The organism is Dichotomicrobium thermohalophilum, from assembly GCF_003550175.1.
Lineage (GTDB): Bacteria > Pseudomonadota > Alphaproteobacteria > Rhizobiales > Rhodomicrobiaceae > Dichotomicrobium > Dichotomicrobium thermohalophilum.
On sequence record NZ_QXDF01000006.1, the window covers coordinates 20079 to 35167 of the forward strand.

Annotated in this window: 17 protein-coding genes and 1 tRNA gene; 5 read left to right on the forward strand and 13 right to left on the reverse strand. The window is 65.7% G+C overall.

All coding sequences use genetic code 11. The features are described 5' to 3' along the window. Positions 1–3: 3 nt before the first annotated feature. Genes BXY53_RS13715 through BXY53_RS13745 form a run of 7 tightly spaced genes read right to left on the reverse strand, consistent with a single transcriptional unit; the run spans position 4 to position 6408 of the window. On the reverse strand, positions 4–684 hold the full coding sequence (locus tag BXY53_RS13715) for a fumarate hydratase C-terminal domain-containing protein (protein WP_119062618.1): 681 nt from the start codon (positions 682–684) through the stop codon (positions 4–6). Beyond that, a complete protein-coding gene (locus BXY53_RS13720; protein WP_119062619.1) occupies positions 645–1610 on the reverse strand; it encodes a fumarate hydratase in 966 nt (321 codons plus the stop codon). Before BXY53_RS13720 ends, BXY53_RS13715 begins: the two co-directional genes overlap by 40 nt. 14 nt (positions 1611–1624) lie before the next feature. Beyond that, positions 1625–3355: an L-aspartate oxidase gene (locus BXY53_RS13725; protein ID WP_119062620.1), complete on the reverse strand. Its 1731-nt coding sequence runs from the start codon at positions 3353–3355 to the stop codon at positions 1625–1627. Continuing rightward, entirely contained in the window at positions 3355–3699 is a 345-nt protein-coding gene (sdhC, locus tag BXY53_RS13730) for a succinate dehydrogenase, cytochrome b556 subunit (RefSeq protein ID WP_119062621.1), read from the reverse strand. The genes BXY53_RS13725 and sdhC overlap by 1 nt, the downstream gene beginning before the upstream one ends. After that, a complete protein-coding gene (locus tag BXY53_RS13735) occupies positions 3696–4031 on the reverse strand; it encodes a succinate dehydrogenase/fumarate reductase transmembrane subunit (protein WP_119062622.1) in 336 nt (111 codons plus the stop codon). The genes sdhC and BXY53_RS13735 overlap by 4 nt, the downstream gene beginning before the upstream one ends. Before the next feature lies 1 nt (position 4032). Next, positions 4033–4782: a succinate dehydrogenase/fumarate reductase iron-sulfur subunit gene (locus BXY53_RS13740; RefSeq protein WP_119062623.1), complete on the reverse strand. Its 750-nt coding sequence runs from the start codon at positions 4780–4782 to the stop codon at positions 4033–4035. Positions 4783–4785: 3 nt separating this feature from the next. Then, complete coding sequence (locus BXY53_RS13745; protein WP_119062624.1) at positions 4786–6408, reverse strand: thiamine pyrophosphate-binding protein; 1623 nt, start codon at positions 6406–6408, stop codon at positions 4786–4788. Between the two features lie 131 nt (positions 6409–6539). On the opposite strand from BXY53_RS13745, the gene BXY53_RS13750 reads away from it, so the two are divergent. Then, entirely contained in the window at positions 6540–7466 is a 927-nt protein-coding gene (locus tag BXY53_RS13750) for a LysR substrate-binding domain-containing protein (RefSeq protein ID WP_119062625.1), read from the forward strand. Here the strand turns inward: BXY53_RS13750 and BXY53_RS13755 are convergent. Continuing rightward, positions 7430–7506, reverse strand: a tRNA-His gene (locus BXY53_RS13755). The genes BXY53_RS13750 and BXY53_RS13755 overlap by 37 nt on opposite strands. 486 nt (positions 7507–7992) lie before the next feature. On the opposite strand from BXY53_RS13755, the gene BXY53_RS13760 reads away from it, so the two are divergent. Genes BXY53_RS13760 through BXY53_RS13775 form a run of 4 tightly spaced genes read left to right on the forward strand, consistent with a single transcriptional unit; the run spans position 7993 to position 10584 of the window. Then, the gene (locus BXY53_RS13760) at positions 7993–8985 is read left to right on the forward strand and encodes an FAD-dependent oxidoreductase (protein ID WP_119062626.1); all 993 of its coding nucleotides are present in this window, start codon (positions 7993–7995) and stop codon (positions 8983–8985) included. Further along, entirely contained in the window at positions 8969–9166 is a 198-nt protein-coding gene (gene thiS, locus BXY53_RS13765; RefSeq protein WP_119062627.1) for a sulfur carrier protein ThiS, read from the forward strand. Before BXY53_RS13760 ends, thiS begins: the two co-directional genes overlap by 17 nt. Positions 9167–9188: 22 nt before the next feature. Continuing rightward, a complete protein-coding gene (locus tag BXY53_RS13770) occupies positions 9189–10001 on the forward strand; it encodes a thiazole synthase (protein WP_119062628.1) in 813 nt (270 codons plus the stop codon). Further along, positions 9994–10584, forward strand: coding sequence for a thiamine phosphate synthase (locus BXY53_RS13775; RefSeq protein ID WP_119062629.1), 591 nt, complete (start codon positions 9994–9996; stop codon positions 10582–10584). The genes BXY53_RS13770 and BXY53_RS13775 overlap by 8 nt, the downstream gene beginning before the upstream one ends. 73 nt (positions 10585–10657) lie before the next feature. Here the strand turns inward: BXY53_RS13775 and BXY53_RS13780 are convergent, their stop codons facing one another. The 5 genes from BXY53_RS13780 to BXY53_RS13800 all read right to left on the reverse strand — a co-directional run bounded on the left by BXY53_RS13780 (position 10658) and on the right by BXY53_RS13800 (position 15088). Further along, positions 10658–10993, reverse strand: coding sequence for a YbjQ family protein (locus BXY53_RS13780; RefSeq protein WP_119062630.1), 336 nt, complete (start codon positions 10991–10993; stop codon positions 10658–10660). Continuing rightward, positions 10990–12849, reverse strand: a complete 1860-nt coding sequence (locus BXY53_RS13785) for a hypothetical protein (RefSeq protein ID WP_119062631.1) — start codon at positions 12847–12849, stop codon at positions 10990–10992. Before BXY53_RS13785 ends, BXY53_RS13780 begins: the two co-directional genes overlap by 4 nt. A gap of 119 nt (positions 12850–12968) precedes the next feature. Next, complete coding sequence (locus tag BXY53_RS13790) at positions 12969–13157, reverse strand: hypothetical protein (protein WP_119062632.1); 189 nt, start codon at positions 13155–13157, stop codon at positions 12969–12971. Between the two features lie 135 nt (positions 13158–13292). Beyond that, positions 13293–13910, reverse strand: a complete 618-nt coding sequence (locus BXY53_RS13795) for a ribonuclease HII (RefSeq protein ID WP_119062633.1) — start codon at positions 13908–13910, stop codon at positions 13293–13295. Between the two features lie 53 nt (positions 13911–13963). Then, positions 13964–15088: a PA0069 family radical SAM protein gene (locus tag BXY53_RS13800; protein ID WP_119062634.1), complete on the reverse strand. Its 1125-nt coding sequence runs from the start codon at positions 15086–15088 to the stop codon at positions 13964–13966. Position 15089: the final 1 nt, after the last annotated feature.

The following is a 15089-nucleotide window of genomic DNA, read 5'->3' on the forward strand; positions in this document are numbered from 1 at the left end:
GCGCTACATCACTTCGTCGGTGCGGTCCCCGGTTTCGCCGTAGCGGTGCAGGGCCGGCGGCTTCAGCCCTTCATAGAGCTGGTCGATGTTGGCGTTAACTTGCTCGCCATGCTGCGCGAAGAGCGAGTTCCCCGCAAGGTCGCTGTCGACGATGAACGGGCCGAAATTCTCGACGTCGAACAGCCACATGGCCTGCGCGATGCCGAGTTCGTCGATCCAGAACACGTCGCGCACCCCCTTGATGCCGCGCCCGAGCAGCGCGCCGGTACCGTAGCCGACGGTCGTGAGGTAGACGGCCCCCATCGGGGCCAGCGTCTTCTTGTAGTCCTCGCTGGGCATGCCGCCCTTGCCGATGACGATCTTGGTGCCGGTCAGCTCCAGCCACTGCTTCATCCACTTGGAGAAGCGGAAGCTGGCGGTCGCCGTAACGCCGCCGATACGGTAGCCGCCGTCATCCGTCTGTGCCGCGGCGGGCGAGCAGTGGAAGTTGACGTTGCTCAGGCCGGTGAGATCCACCGGCAGCGGCTGCCCCTCGCCGATCACCTTCTGGTAGACGCCCTCGCGCGCGGTGTAGACGACGCCGTTCAGATAGACGACGGAGCCGAGTTCGAGCGCGGCGATGTCCTCCGGCTTGGCCGGCAGGTTCAGGCTGACTTGCTTGAGGCCGCTTCCTGACTGTCCCATCCGATCGTCTCCCTGCGCATGTAAGGGGTAAACCATTTCGGGTCGGTGCGATATTCGATCGACCCGTCAGCATGAATGCGGGCGGTCGCGCGGCGCGACGACAGGCAGAAGGTGTGTACGCTCATCGGCATCCCGCCCGTGTGGGTGAAGCCGCATTCGACGTGCACATCCACACACATCGACGAGCCGACGAAGCCCATCGCGCCCATGCCGATATTGTTGCCGAGTTCCTTCAGCTCGTCCTCCAGTTCGGCGACCTTCGGGTCCGGGTTCTTGTCACCGACAGGGCGCAGGCACGCCGCCTGCTTGCCCAGCACCATGCAGATATCCTTCGAGCCGCCGAGCCCGACGCCGACGATGGCCGGCTGGCACGCCAGACCACGCTTGCCGAAGGCGATCAGCGTGTCGAGGAAAAAACGCTTGATGCCGTCGATTCCGTCTCCTGGGAACAGCATCCGGTAGTCGGTGCCGAACAGCCCGCCCTTGTGGACGGTGGTGATGTCGATCCAGTCGGCATCCGGCTCGAAGCTCCATTCGACCTCCGGCGCGTTCAGGCCGACATTGTTGTTGTGGTCGTGCCGCCAGAGCGGGTGGACGCGGTTCGGGCGCAGCGGCACGTCGTGGGTGGCGCGGGCCGTGGCCGAGCGCAGCGCGCGCTCGAAGCCGACAAACCCGCCGTCGAATTTCGCCTCGTTGCCGACCTTGATGAAGTAGCGCGGCAGGCCGGTATCGGCGCACATTGGACGGCGGTCTTCGGTCGCGGCTTCCCAGTTGTCGATCATGGCCTTGAGGACAAAGGCGGACAGGTCGCCTTTTTCCATGTCGACCATGCCCTTGATCCCGTTGAGATAGTCCTCCGGGATGTCGATCGCGGCCTTGGTCATGACGTCGTAGGCCGCTTTTTCGATCGTTTCGTTGGCGATCACGGCAAGTCTCCTCGCTATTCCGCGGCGACCGATGGGTCCAGCAGCGTCTGTCCGGGCTGGACGATATCAAAGCTCACCGGTGCCATTTCCAATTTCAGTTCGTCGCCCTCCAGCGAAATTCGCGTGTAACGCGTTGCGTCGAGATCGCCGGTTTCCGGGAAATCCTCGCGGTAATGCGCCCCGCGCGAATCCTCGCGCGCCAGCGCGGCCGTGGCGATCACCTTGCTGGCCATCAACAGGCTCTTCAGGTTGAGCCAGTCATGCCAGGTCAGGTTGAAGCGGCGGTCGCCGTCGGCGAGCCCGGTGTGGTCCAGCTCGGCTTCATAGTCGGCCAGCTTCGACAGCCCGCGCTTGACGCCCGCTTCCTCGCGCATCACCCCGACATCGTCCCACATCGTCTGCCACACGCGCTCGCGCAGGCCGAGAAGATCGCCGGGGGGCTGCGAAAACGGATATTCCGCCCGGGCAACGCTTGCGTCGATAGCCGCCTCATCCGCTTCCCGCCAGCCCTCGCGCGCAGCGAAGGCTGCCATGCTGTCGCCCGCGATGCCGCCGAAGACGGTCGAGTTCGCCACGCCATTGCCGCCCAGCCTGTTGGCGCCGTGCACGCCGCCGCAGTCCTCGCCCGCGGCGAACAGGCCGGGCAGGGCGGTGGAGGTGTCCGGTTCGAATTCCGCGCCGCCCATGAGGTAATGCGCCGTCGGTACCACCTCGACGCGCCCGCCGGCCAGGTCGAAGCCGCAGTCCGCGCAACGCTTGACCATGCCGGGGAACATCTTGGCGACCTTCTCCGGGCCGAGATGCGCCATCTCGATGTAGACCCCGCCCATTGGCGTGGTGTGGCCGTCGCGCATTTCTTTATAGATCGACCGGCTGACGATATCGCGTGTGGCGCGCTCGCCGCGCGCGTCATATTTGTGCATGAAGCGCTCGCCGCGCCCGTTGAGCAGGTAGCCGCCCGCCCCGCGCAGGCCTTCTTCCAGCACGGTGCCGGTCATGCGCGTGTCTGGCCCGCCGAGCAGGCCGGTGGGGTGAAACTGCACCATCTCCATGTCGCGCAAGCTCAGCCCGGCGCGCAGCGCCATCGCCAGCCCGTCGCAGGACTTGTCGCCCGAAGGCGTGTGATAGAGATACATCGTCGGCCCGCCGCCGCTTGCCAGCAGCACGGCCTTGGCCTGTACGAAGCGGTAGACGCCTTGACGCATGTCGATCAGCAGCGCGCCGGCCGCGCCCGAGCCGTCTTTCGCCGGGATGATGTCGAGCGCGCGGTGTTCTTCCATCGCGCTGACGCCGCGCGCACGGACCTGTTCCATCAGCCGGTTGATGATCTCGATGCCCGTCAGGTCGCCCTTGTGGACTGTGCGGTCGAAGGTCTGACCGGCAAAGGCTTTCTGGTGGAGCGTGCCGTCCGGATTGCGGTCGAAGAAGCAGCCGACCTCGTTTTCCAGTTCGCGGATGCGCTCGATCGCGGTCACGCAGAGTTTCCAGGCGAGATCCTGCCGGGGCAGCCACTTCCCGCCCTCGATCGTGTCCATGAAATGCCGCTCGATGGAGTCGCCCGCCGCCAGCGCGACATTGTAGCCGCCCTGAACCATCCGCGTGCAGCCGCATTTGCCCATCAGGCCCTTGACGGCGATCGTTACGTCGAGATCGGGGTTCGCCTGCTTGGCGTGCAGCGCCGCGAAGAGACCCGCGCCGCCCGCGCCGATGATCAGAATATCCGTGCGGTGGCGTTCAATCTGCATCAGAAAGCTCCCAGCAAGAAGGCGCCGCCTGCGACGACCGCTGCGCCAATGCCGGCCGTGATCCAGCCTTCGCGCGCACCATCGCGCCACGGCAGCAGCTCCAGCGCGAGCAGGCGAAGACCGAAAAAAAGATGAATGGTCAGCAGCACCACAAGGCCCCACTCCGCGACCTTGAACAGCGGCGTATCGGCGAGCACCAGGAAGCGGTTCAGCTCCGCCGCCCCCTCCAGCGCCAAGCCGAGCACCAGGAAGTGCAACGGCAGGAACAGCGCCAGCGCGATGCCCGAAATCCTGTGGCCGATGAAGGCCCAATAGCTGCGGTGACGGCGCGGCGAGCTTCTCATACCGGCCCTCCGATCACGGCGATCACGGCCCGCGCGCCCATCGCGACAAGCACGACTGCAAACAACACCATCGCCCAGTCCACCAGCCTGCGTGACAGCGGCGTCCACTCGATCAGCACGTTGCGCAGGCCGATGGGCGCGTGCACAGCGGCGGCGAGCACGAACAACGAATAGAATGCCGCCCAGCCGATGCTCCCTTGCGTGCGCCCGAGGATCGCGTCGGCGGTCAGGCCCTGACGCACGGCGTAGATGATCAGCAGCAGATGCACGAGCACGAGCGGGGCCAGCAGCATGGCTGACAGGCGCTGCGCGATATAGAGATTGCGCTCCATTTCACCGCACTCCCAGGAAGTCGAGCAGGGTCATCCGCCGCAGCCCGGCGATGCTCTCGGTCGGGCTGATGCCGATCGGGCAGTGCTTCATGCAGCTTCCCTGCGTGTGACAGGCACCGCAGCCGCCCGCCTCGCTGACCTTGCGCAGCGTCTCGCGCTGGGCGGTGTGGCGCTCGTCATTCATCAGCGTCCAGGCGCGGTTGAGCGCGGCCGGGCCAAGATAATCGTCGTTCCAGGAGACGACATCGCAGGCGGCGTAGCAGATGCCGCAGTTGATGCATTCGATGCCGCGATCGGCGTTGCGCCGCTTCTTGCTGGTGGGGTTAACCGCCGCTGGCGCCTCGTTGCGCGTTTTGGCGCCCTCGAAGCGGCCACCGGCCTTCTGCCACTTGTCGAAGAACTCGCTCATGTCGCAGGCGAGGTCCTTGATGACCGGCATGTTGCGCAGCGGCTCGATGGTGATATGACCGTCGCCGGCGACGCGGCGCACATGCGTGCGGCAGGTCCAGCGCGGCACACCGTTCACGGTCATCGCGCAGGAGCCGCAAACGCCTACGCGACAGGCAAAGCGATAGGCGAGCGCCGGTTCGTGGTGGCGCTGAATCTCTGTGACGACGTCGAGCACAGTCTGGTTCTCGCGCCACGGCACGGTGTAAGTCGCGAACGCGCCATCCTTGCCGCCGCGCCAGACATCCACGCGGAGATTGCGGGTTTCCTCGGTCTCAGTGGGTTTTTGCAGTGCCTCTTGCATAGCCTAGTGTGCTCCTGGCGCGTCCTTCGCGAAAACCGGCGCGGGCTGCGCGTCCAGCTTGACGTTGATGCAGGCTGGTTTGCCGCTCGCGCGGGCACGCGCAAGGGCTGGCCCGAGTTCCTCGGCGGTGGTGACGTATTCACCGTGTGCGCCCAGCCCTTCAGCGGCCTTGTCATAGCGCGTCGGCAGCAGATCGCAGCCCGTCTGGCGGTCCGCGCCGAACTCGCGAATCTGCAGCATTCGCTCGGCATTCCAGCAGGCGTCGTTGCCAATGACGAAGATGGCGTTCGCGCCCTCGCGGACGGCGGTGTCGAATTCGCCCAGGTAGAAGCCGGCGGTCCCGTCCCCGAGCGTGCAGATGACGGTCGCATCGGGGTCGGCGATCTGCGCGCCGATGGCGTTGCCCATCGCGCTGGCGATTGCGGCGGAGACGCCGTTCATCACCCGGCGCGACGCATTGACAAAGCCCTGCATCCACTGCCCGAATTCACCGCCATCGGCGACGTAGATCGCGTTGCCCGCGCTTTCCACCACCTCCTGCAGCGCCTGCGCGACATCGAGCGGCACAACGCCGTCACCAGTCGGCGGCAGCGCTTCCATCTCGCGATTGGCCAGCGCCTCGGCCACTTCAGCGCGCCAGGCATCGCGCGGGTTGCCGACGCTCGCCCCCTCGATCAGGCGCTCGGCGCACAGGTCGGCGTCGGCCTTGATCCGGCCGGTGAGTCGCGACCCGAGCGCGCGTTCGGCCTGCTCCAGCGCCGATTCATCCGGCGCAACGGCAAACACGTTGGCATCAGCGGGGAACACGCCCTCCTCGCCATATCTCACGGTGTAGTCGATTTGCTTGCCCAGACTTACAATCAGATCCGCGTGTTTCAGGGAGTCGGCGAATTGGCCGAGCGCCGGGTCGCGGAGCGCACGCGGGCTTTCGATCGGCACGACGGGGGCGTCGATGGCGTCGGTCAGCGCGGCGAGCAAGTCTCCCGCACGCGTCTCCGTCATCGCCGGGCCGGTCAGGATCACGGGGCGCTCCGATGCGGCAAAAGCCTCAAGAAGCGTCTCGATGTCGCTCTCACGCGGCAGTGCGGGCTGGCGGGCGAACGCGTCAGCGGGCGGCACGGTCGCATTCGTCTGCGCCGTCAGCACGTCGGCAGGCAACGCCACATGCACCGGCCCCGGACGACCCGAGCGCGCAAGACTGATCGCGCGCGCCAGGTCCTCTCCGAGGGTGTGCTCGCTCATGACACGCACGGAGGCCTTCGTCACCGGCCCGGCCATTGTGGTCTGGTCAAGTTCGTGAAAGGCCCCGTAGCCGTCGCGTACAAGCGGCGAGTCGCCGCTTAGCAGAATGACAGGCGTTTCCGACGTCTTGGCCGAATACATTGCTGAGAGGGCGTTGGCAAAGCCGGGCCCGGCAGTCACCATTGCTACGCCGACGTCGCCGGTGAGCTGCGCGTAAGCCTCCGCCATGAAGACGGCGCAGGCTTCGTGGCGCGTGTGGATGAGACGCAGGTCGGTGTCGAGCGCAGCGTCGAAGATCGACATGATCTGGTTGCCGGACAGCGCAAAAACGGTCTTGGCGCCGCAGGCGGCCAGAGACTGTGCGACTATGTCGGCGCCTCTCATGCGTTGTCCTCCCTGCACCCCCTTCGAGGGCTTTGCTTTCGTTGCCAGGAACGCTAAAAGTTTTTACTGACTCAATCAAGCCCCTTTCCTCTTGAGCGCGGCTAAACGCAACAAGGCGCCGGAGCAGGCCGATGGACGTGAAATCCCTTTATACACTCATCGCGATTGCCGACCACGGCAGTTTCGGCGATGCCGGGCGGGCGGTCGGTCTGTCCACGTCGGGCGTGAGCCTGCAGGTCCGCGCGCTGGAGGACGAGCTCGGCATGACGCTCTTCGATCGCAGCACCCGGCCGCCGCGGCTGACCGACCAAGGCCGCGCCTTTGTCCAGCGCGCCCGCGAGGTGATCGCCGCCTGGGAGAATCTGAGCGAGAGCCTGAAGCGCGACGCCACGCGCGGGGTACTCCGGGTCGGGGCGGTCCACACCTCGGTTTCGAGCATCGTGCCGCCCGCGCTCGCCCGGCTGCAGGCGCGGACGCCGGACCTGCACATTCACCTGATGACGGCGCTGTCGCATGAACTGGAAGACGCGCTGAAGCGCGGCACGCTGGATGCGGCCATACTCTCGCGACCGGCTTCGGTCGATCCGGCGCTCCGCTACCGGCCGGTTGTCGAAGAGCCGCTGGCCGTCATCGCGCATGAAAGCCTGGAAGGGGCCAGCGACCGCGAGCTCTTGGAGCGCCATCCCTATGTGCGTTTCAACCGATTTGCGCGCGTCGCGCGGCAGGTGGAGGCCGAGTTCGCCCGGCGCGGCATTGTCATAAGTTCCCGGATGGAGGTGGATACGCTGGAGGGCGTGGTTCGGCTGGTCGGCAGCCTGCTAGGCGTTTCCGTCGTGCCAGTGCCGCGCGTCGGCTTCCAGTTCCCTGCGGAGATTCGCACGGTGCCGTTCGGCGCCCCGCCGATCGTGCGCGAACTCGGATTGATCGAGCCGGCGGTAAATGCGCGCGCGCACTTCTGCGATCTGCTCTTTGAGGAGCTTGAAGCCCTGGCGTCTGGGGATCAGGAGAGGAAAGGAGAAAATGGTACCGCTGCCCCGGCTCGAACGGGGGACCTCTAGATCCACAATCTAGCGCTCTAACCAACTGAGCTACAGCGGCCCTCGGATGACCATAAGGCTAGTGCGTCACACGCCACGATGCAAGAGGGTCGGGCGGGCGCGCGCCGGCTTCTCGGCAGCCGGAATGTTCTTCCTATGTTCGCATTTTGGAATTGACACGCATTGCGCGAGAAGTTAGAACATAAAGTGAACATTGGGCCCCCGCTAGAGTCCCAACGTTCCCCGCGCCGCTCAGGGTATCGACTGTGCGATTGCCGCCGCACAGCGTCCCACGGAACGGCGTCATTCAAGCGCAGGCGGGTTGCCGCAGCGGGCGCGCTGCACTCAGGTTGCTGCGTGAGCGCGCTCAGGCCCCGGCCATCGACCCTTCCCCGCCCCCACCGAAGGATGGTTCGGTCGGCTGCGGCGCCCGTCTGCGCTTTTTTCTTTCTCATGCGCGGCGTTTTGCCGGGGTTGGCATCGTATCGTTTGCCGGCCCAAATGATAAGCTATCCGCGAGCTCAAGTTCCTTTCGGGGCGAAGCACGATGGCGCGCATTGATGTAATAGGGGCCGGGATCACTGGCTTGTGGCAGGCTTTTACGCTGGCCGAGCGCGGCCATCATGTGCGCCTGCTAGAGCGCAGTCGCGAGCCATTTGCCGATGCGGCCAGCCGGTTGGGCGGGGCGATGCTCGCGCCTTACTGCGAGGCCGAAGCCGCACCCGCGATCGTTCGCGACCTCGGCCTGCACGCCATGACCATTTGGCAGGACAAGCTCGACTGCGTCCAGCAGACAGGGACGCTCGTCGTCGCCCAGCCGCGCGACCGCGCGGAGCTCAACCGCTTCGCCGCGCAGACCGAAGCCCATGAGACGGTCGACAGCGCCCGCGTCGCCGAATTGGAGCCGGCACTCGAAGAACGCTTCCGTACCGGTCTTTTCTACGCGCATGAGGCCTATGTGCCACCGAATAGCGCGCTTGCCGCGCTTCTGCAGGGAATCCGGGCTGCCGGCGCTGAGCTGCATTTCGGGGCTGAAAGGATCGAAGGCTACGCGGACTTCACGATTGACTGCCGTGGCCTCGCCGCGCGCGACGATCTTCCAGGCTTGCGCGGCGTGCGCGGAGAAATGGCATTGGTCGAGACCTCGGAGATAACGTTGCACCGGCCTGTTCGCCTCCTGCATCCCCGGTTTCCCCTCTATGTGGTTCCTTGGGGCGGCGACACTTACATGATTGGTGCGACCGTGCTGGAAAGCGACGATCGCGGTCCGGTGACGCTCCGCTCGGGGCTCGACCTGCTTGGGCTTGCCTATGCGCTGCACCCGGCATTCGGCCAGGCACGGATTGTCCAACTCGCTGCGGATGTCCGTCCGGCCTTTTCCGACAACGTGCCGCGCATTATTTTCCGGGGAAGCCGCATCTACGTGAACGGCATGTATCGGCACGGCTACCTTACGGCGCCCGCGCTGGCGGCGATGACAGCGGACTACGTGGAGGGGCGCCGGCCGAATTCGGAGATTATCGTTGAGGATAACGGTTAACGGCGAACAACGGGAGACGCAGGCCGCCACGCTGGAACAGTTGTGTGCCGCGCTGGGTTACGGTGAGCAGCGCATTGCGACAGCCGTGAATGGGGAATTCGTCCCCGCGGACGAGCGGCCGAAGACGCGCCTGCACGACAATGACAGGATCGAGATCGTTGCGCCGCGCCAGGGCGGCTGACGGCGCGCGAAGCGAGACCGCCATGAACATGATCGACACGAAAGACGCGCTGGAGCTTTACGGTACGCGACTCACCTCGCGGCTGTTGCTGGGCACGGCGCTCTATCCCTCGCCGGAGATGCTGCGGGCAGCCTTCGAGGCCTCCGCTGCGCAGATCGTCACGGTTTCACTGCGTCGTGAGTCTTCCTCGGAGCGTGCGGGCGAACAGTTCTGGCGCTTCATCGAGTCGCTTGAAGGCGTGCGCGTCCTGCCCAATACCGCCGGCTGCCGCACGGTGAAGGAGGCGGTGACGACCGCGCAAATGGCGCGGGAGATGTTCGGGACGCCCTGGGTCAAGCTGGAGGTGATCGCCAACGACGACACGCTGCAGCCCGACGTGATCGGTCTTGTCGAGGCTGCGCGCATCCTCACCGAGGAAGGGTTCCAGGTCTTCCCCTACACGACGGAGGACCTGAGCGTGGGCGAGCGGCTGATCGAAGCCGGCTGCGATGTGCTCATGCCGTGGGGCTCGCCGATCGGCTCGGGGCAGGGGCTGAACAACATTTTCGGCCTGCGGATGCTGCGCGCCTATTTCCCTGATGTGCCGCTCATCGTGGATGCGGGCATCGGCGCGCCATCCCATGCCGCGCATGCGATGGAGCTCGGCTATGATGCCGTATTGCTGAACACCGCCATCGCAAAGGCTGGCGACCCCGAGCAAATGGCCGCCGCCTTCGCCCGCGCGATCGAAGCTGGCCGGCTGGGGTACAAGGCCGGGATCATGCCGCCGCGCGAGATGGCGAGCCCCTCCACGCCGGTTGCCGGAACGCCGTTCTTCGAGCCTGACGATGATTGATCGCTTTTATCCCGTCCTGCCCGACATCGACTGGCTGGAGCGGCTGGTGCCGCTTGGTGTCCGCTTCGTGCAGCTCCGGCTGAAGGAGGCGCCGGAGGATGAAGTGCGCAGCCAGATCAGCCGGGCCATGGCGCTGTGCGCGGAACACGGGGCGGAGCTCGTCGTCAATGATTATTGGCGCGAGTCGATCGACCTCGGCGCGGATTTCGTGCACCTGGGACAGGAAGACCTGGCCGCAGCGGATGTCTCGGCCATCCGCGAAGCGGGCATCCGCCTCGGCGTTTCGACGCATGATCACGACGAGTTGGCCAAGGCGCTGGCCGTAGAGCCGGACTATGTGGCGCTCGGGCCGATTTATGAGACCAAGCTCAAGAAGATGAAGTGGGCGCCGCAGGGCCTTGATCGTGTGCGGGAATGGAAGGAAGCCCTACCCTGTCCGCTCGTGGCCATCGGCGGAATCACGGTTGAGCGCGCACCGGACGTGCTGGCGGCGGGCGCGGACAGCATCGCGGTCGTCACCGATCTCGTCACGCACCCCGACCCCGAAGCGCGGACACGCCAATGGCTGGACGTCACGCGTTAGCGGCGACCCGGCGACGAAGAACTTGGCTGGGTCGCGTCGCTACGCTCGCGATGACGGTCAGATGCGGGGCCACTCACTCAAGCGCGGAGGTCGCGCCGTCGACGAAATTGAAGCCCGTGCCGTAGACGACCACCTCGACCCCGCCGTCGACGAGGTTCGGATGGGCAATGCGCACCGCGAGACAGCCATCATAGCCCTGTTCGCGTGCCTTCTCGTCCAGCCGTTCCAGCGCGCGCTCCACCGTGTCCTCCACCAGCGCCTCATAGCGCGCCATGCGCCCGCCGAAGGTGTTCGTGATCTTCTCGCGTACGTCCTTGATGAGGTTGGCCGCAGTCACGGCATAGGCCGTCACCAGCCCGCCTTCGCGCACTTCCCGCCCGGAAAGCCTGTCGACCGTGTAGAGCGTCATTCTTTCCCGCGCCCGATTTCCCGGCCGTGCTGATCCTTCACGATGATCGTCGTTCGCCGCCCGCGGATCATCCGTGCCACAAGGATGATGAAGATCAGCAGCGCCAGCGCCGTGACGGCCAGCGTCCAGGTGTAGGCCTCGACGAACACGCGTGGCTCGACCTGACCTGCGCGGACCTTGCCGAAATCATTGACCATGCCGAACAGGCTGAACGTGCCGCCGGGGTTGAGCAACATGTCGATCGCCGCGTCCTCATCTGCGCTCGCCAGCACCGCCTCCTGCAGCCCGAAGCGCGCCAGTTTTTCCATCCGTGCAGGATTCTCGGAAACCGAGTCGAGCAGCGCGCGGGCCGATTTCTCCGGCAACTCGGTTTCATAGCGCGCCAGCGCGGCGAGTTCCTCTTCATCCAGCCGCGTGGCGAGGCTGCGAACCTTGGCCGGAGGCAGCGCCAACAGCCGTTCGCGCGCTACGCTCGGCAGGGCGGCGAGCCGGTATACGGCCGTGCTGTCATCCACGGAAAGCAGCCGGTTCAGCTCGGGCTGTGAAATCTGCTCCGGCCGGATGCGGCTGTAGACGTCAAAGCGCAGCACCTCGTCAACGCGATCACCCGCCAGTTTTGACCAGGCGATCCCGCTCTCGAGCGAGCGTGTCTGGCGCGCGATCTCGATGCCGTCCAGGCTGAGCGTGTCCAGCGCGGTCTTGAGCGAGCTGCCTTCCAGGCGCTCGAACACCGCCGGCTCGCCCTCCTGCTGGACGATCAGCTCGACGATCTCGCCCAGCCGCGCCAGCTCTTTCGCTTCGCGCTCGCGGAGGAAGTCCTTGAAGGCCGCGTTCTGGTCCGCCAAGGAGAGCAGAAGATCATAGCGATCCTGAAACGATTGCCACATCGCGAACATGTTGGCAGCGGTTTCCTGCGAGATAGTCTCGATGTTCTCGTTGACAAAGCCGGAGATGCTCTCGGCGATCTCGGTCTTGATGAGCTGCTTGGAATCGTCCGACTTCATCCGCTCCTCGATAAGCGGAAAGACGCCTTCGCCCGCGTCGATCAGGTCCTTCACGATCAGCGCCAGCCCGATCAGCCCGGTAAAGGATGAGACGATCCGCGTGGCGATTGCGCCGGCCAGCCGCCGGCCCATCTGGGCCACCATGCGCGCGATCATGCGCCGCGTCATCACAAGCAGCAAGCCGCCGATCGCCTCGCTGCCCTGAAAGACCAGATCGCCCGTTGTGATGGCGGGTGTGCCGGACTGCGCCGCGACATCCAGCGATGTTTCCGTCTGTTGAACGAACGACTGCGCGATCGCGCCGCCATAGCGTGCTTCAAGCGCCAGCCGCATGCAGGAGACCGCCGGGCCGGAGGCGGCCGCGGCCGCCGTTTCGAGTCGCGCACCGATATCCTTGCCGATCGCCGTTGTCAGGTCGGACATGGCGTTGCGGAAGGCCTCGGAGGTGTAGGTCTTCTCCGCGACGGCGATCGCGAATTCCTCCGCCTGATCTCGGCTGATGGTGGAATAGGCGCGGTCGAACCAATCCGTATCGGCGCGGACTTCCTGGATGGCGATGTCGATCTGCTCATCGATACGCGCATCCATTCGGGTCTCGGTCCATTGCTGCTGGACCAGGGCGGCATAGTTCAGCCCGCTCAACTCCGCCTTGAGGCGCTGCTGTGTGATCGACCCGATCGCCGCGCGCACGTTTTCGTCGTCAAGCTGGCGGCATTCGGAAGGGCTGAGCGTGCCGGCGACGGGGGCGTCGCCACTCGTCTGCGCGATGGCCGGTTGCCGGGGCAGCACCGCCGTCAGCGCAATCGCGGAGGCCGTGACCAGGGCGGTGGCGGACCTGAAAAGACGGCGCATGACGGGCTCCGGCCTCATGACATGATGAGCGCGCAGACAGGCGCGGCGCGACAGTGTTGAGCCTAAGCGAAAGCGCGGGGGCTCACAATGTTAACCGGTCGGGCGGGCCGCGCCGTGCTCTAGAGGCGGAATGTCACGCCGAGGAACAGAAGCGCCCACGCCACGAGCAGAATCTCGAATGGGCTGCGGGCGACGATCGTGGTCAGCACGGGGATCTCGACGCCGAAATACCGCGACAGGATCACCAGCGCCACGAGAATGACCGACAGAAGGAAAATCAGGCGCGAGGGTGCGCTCAGTCTCATCATACCCGAACCCCTTGTTTGGCATTAATGCCGGCTGATAGCAGCCGGCGCTTCAGCTTTCACCTGCAAGCAGCGGACATTCACAGGGACGCGGCAGATTTCGCGCGTTGGCGTGGCCAATGCGGCACAGTGCAGGCATCAGCGGCTTGCGTGGGGCTCCAGCAGGCGGGCGACAGGCGCGAACGAGCGGCGGTGATGGATGGTCACGCCATGCTCCACGAGGGCGGCGGCGTGTTCCTGCGTGCCGTAGCCTTTGTTGCGTGCCCAGCCGTATTGGGGGAAATCGGCGTCCAGATCGCGCATAAGGCGGTCGCGCGTGACCTTGGCGACAATGGAGGCCGCAGCGATTGAGGCGGAGCGTGCATCTCCGCCAACCACGGCTCTCGCGGGGCAGGGCAGGTCGGGCGCACGGTTGCCGTCGACGAGGGCGGATTGCGCCGGCTCCCGGAGCCTTGCAAAAGCGGTCTGCATCGCCAGCAGGCTGGCGTGCAGTATGTTGAGCCTGTCGATTTCTGGCACATCGACGATCCCGACGCCGACGATGGCCCTTTCGCAAATCTCCTCGAACAGCGCCTCGCGCGCCTCCTCCGCGACGAGCTTGGAGTCGTCGAGCCTGTCCAGGGGCATAGCCTTGTCGAGGATCACTGCGGCCGCAACCACGGGCCCGGCCCAGGGACCGCGCCCCGCTTCATCCAGTCCGGCGACGAGCCCGCCGCAGTCCCTTTCTGCCGCTTCTTCCAGTGTGAAATCCGGCATCGCCCACCCGCCTGATCCAAGCGACCATAGCAACGCCGATTCTGGTGGCGGGATCAAGACGGCGCGAACAGGTCGAGCTGGCCCGACCGCGCGGGCGGTTGGAAGAGATCGGTGCGCAGCGGCGGATGATCGCGCTTCAGCCCGATGCGGCGCAGCGCGATGGCGAAGCGGGCGGCAAGCTGCTGCGCATAGGGGCCCTCGCCGCGTTTACGCACGCCGAAGCGGGAGTCGTAATCCTTTCCCCCGCGTGTGTCGCGTACCAGCGCCATGACCCGCTCGGCGCGGTTCGGATAGTTCTGCGCCAGCCATTCCCGGAACAGCGGCGCGACCTCCAGCGGCAGACGCAGGAGAATATAACTCGCCGTCTGCGCGCCGCGCGCCGCGCCCGCCTCAAGGATGCGCTCAAGCTCGGGATCGTTCAGCGCCGGGATCATCGGCGCGGCCATGACACGCACCGGCACGCCGGCTTCGCTCAGGACCCGGATTGCCTCCAGACGCTTGGCCGGCGCGCTCGCCCGCGGCTCCATTGATCGCGATAGCCGATTGTCCAGCGTTGTGACCGAAATGCCGACATGCACCAACCCCTGCGCGGCCATCGGCGCGAGGATGTCGAGATCGCGCGTCACCAGCGCCGATTTCGTCACGATGCCGACCGGGTGTTGGGTGTGCGCCAGCACTTCCAGGATGGACCGGGTAATGCGCCGCTCCCGCTCGATCGGCTGGTAGGGGTCTGTGTTCGTGCCGAGCATGATCGGCTTCACCCGGTAGCGCGGAGTGCTGAGCGCCTTTTCCAGTAGCTCGGCGGCATTGACCTTCGCGGTCAGCTTGGTTTCGAAATCGATGCCGGCCGAGTAGCCCAGATGGCAGTGCGTCGGCCGCGCGAAGCAGTAAATGCAGCCGTGTTCGCAGCCGCGATAGGCGTTGATCGACTGGTCGAAGCCGATATCGGGGCTGTCATTGGTGGCGATGATGCTGCGCGCCATTTCCGCGCGAACCTCTGTCTTGAAACTGTCGAGATCCGCGAGGCTTTCCCAGCCGTCGTCGAAGACATCCCGGCGCTCGCTCTCGTAGCGTCCTGCGGCATTGGAGCAGGCGCCGCGTCCGCGCCGGCGGTCGGATTCCGTGGTCTCCGCGTCCTGCGGGCTTGGCACAGGTGGTTTCGAGGATCGCGCAGTCATG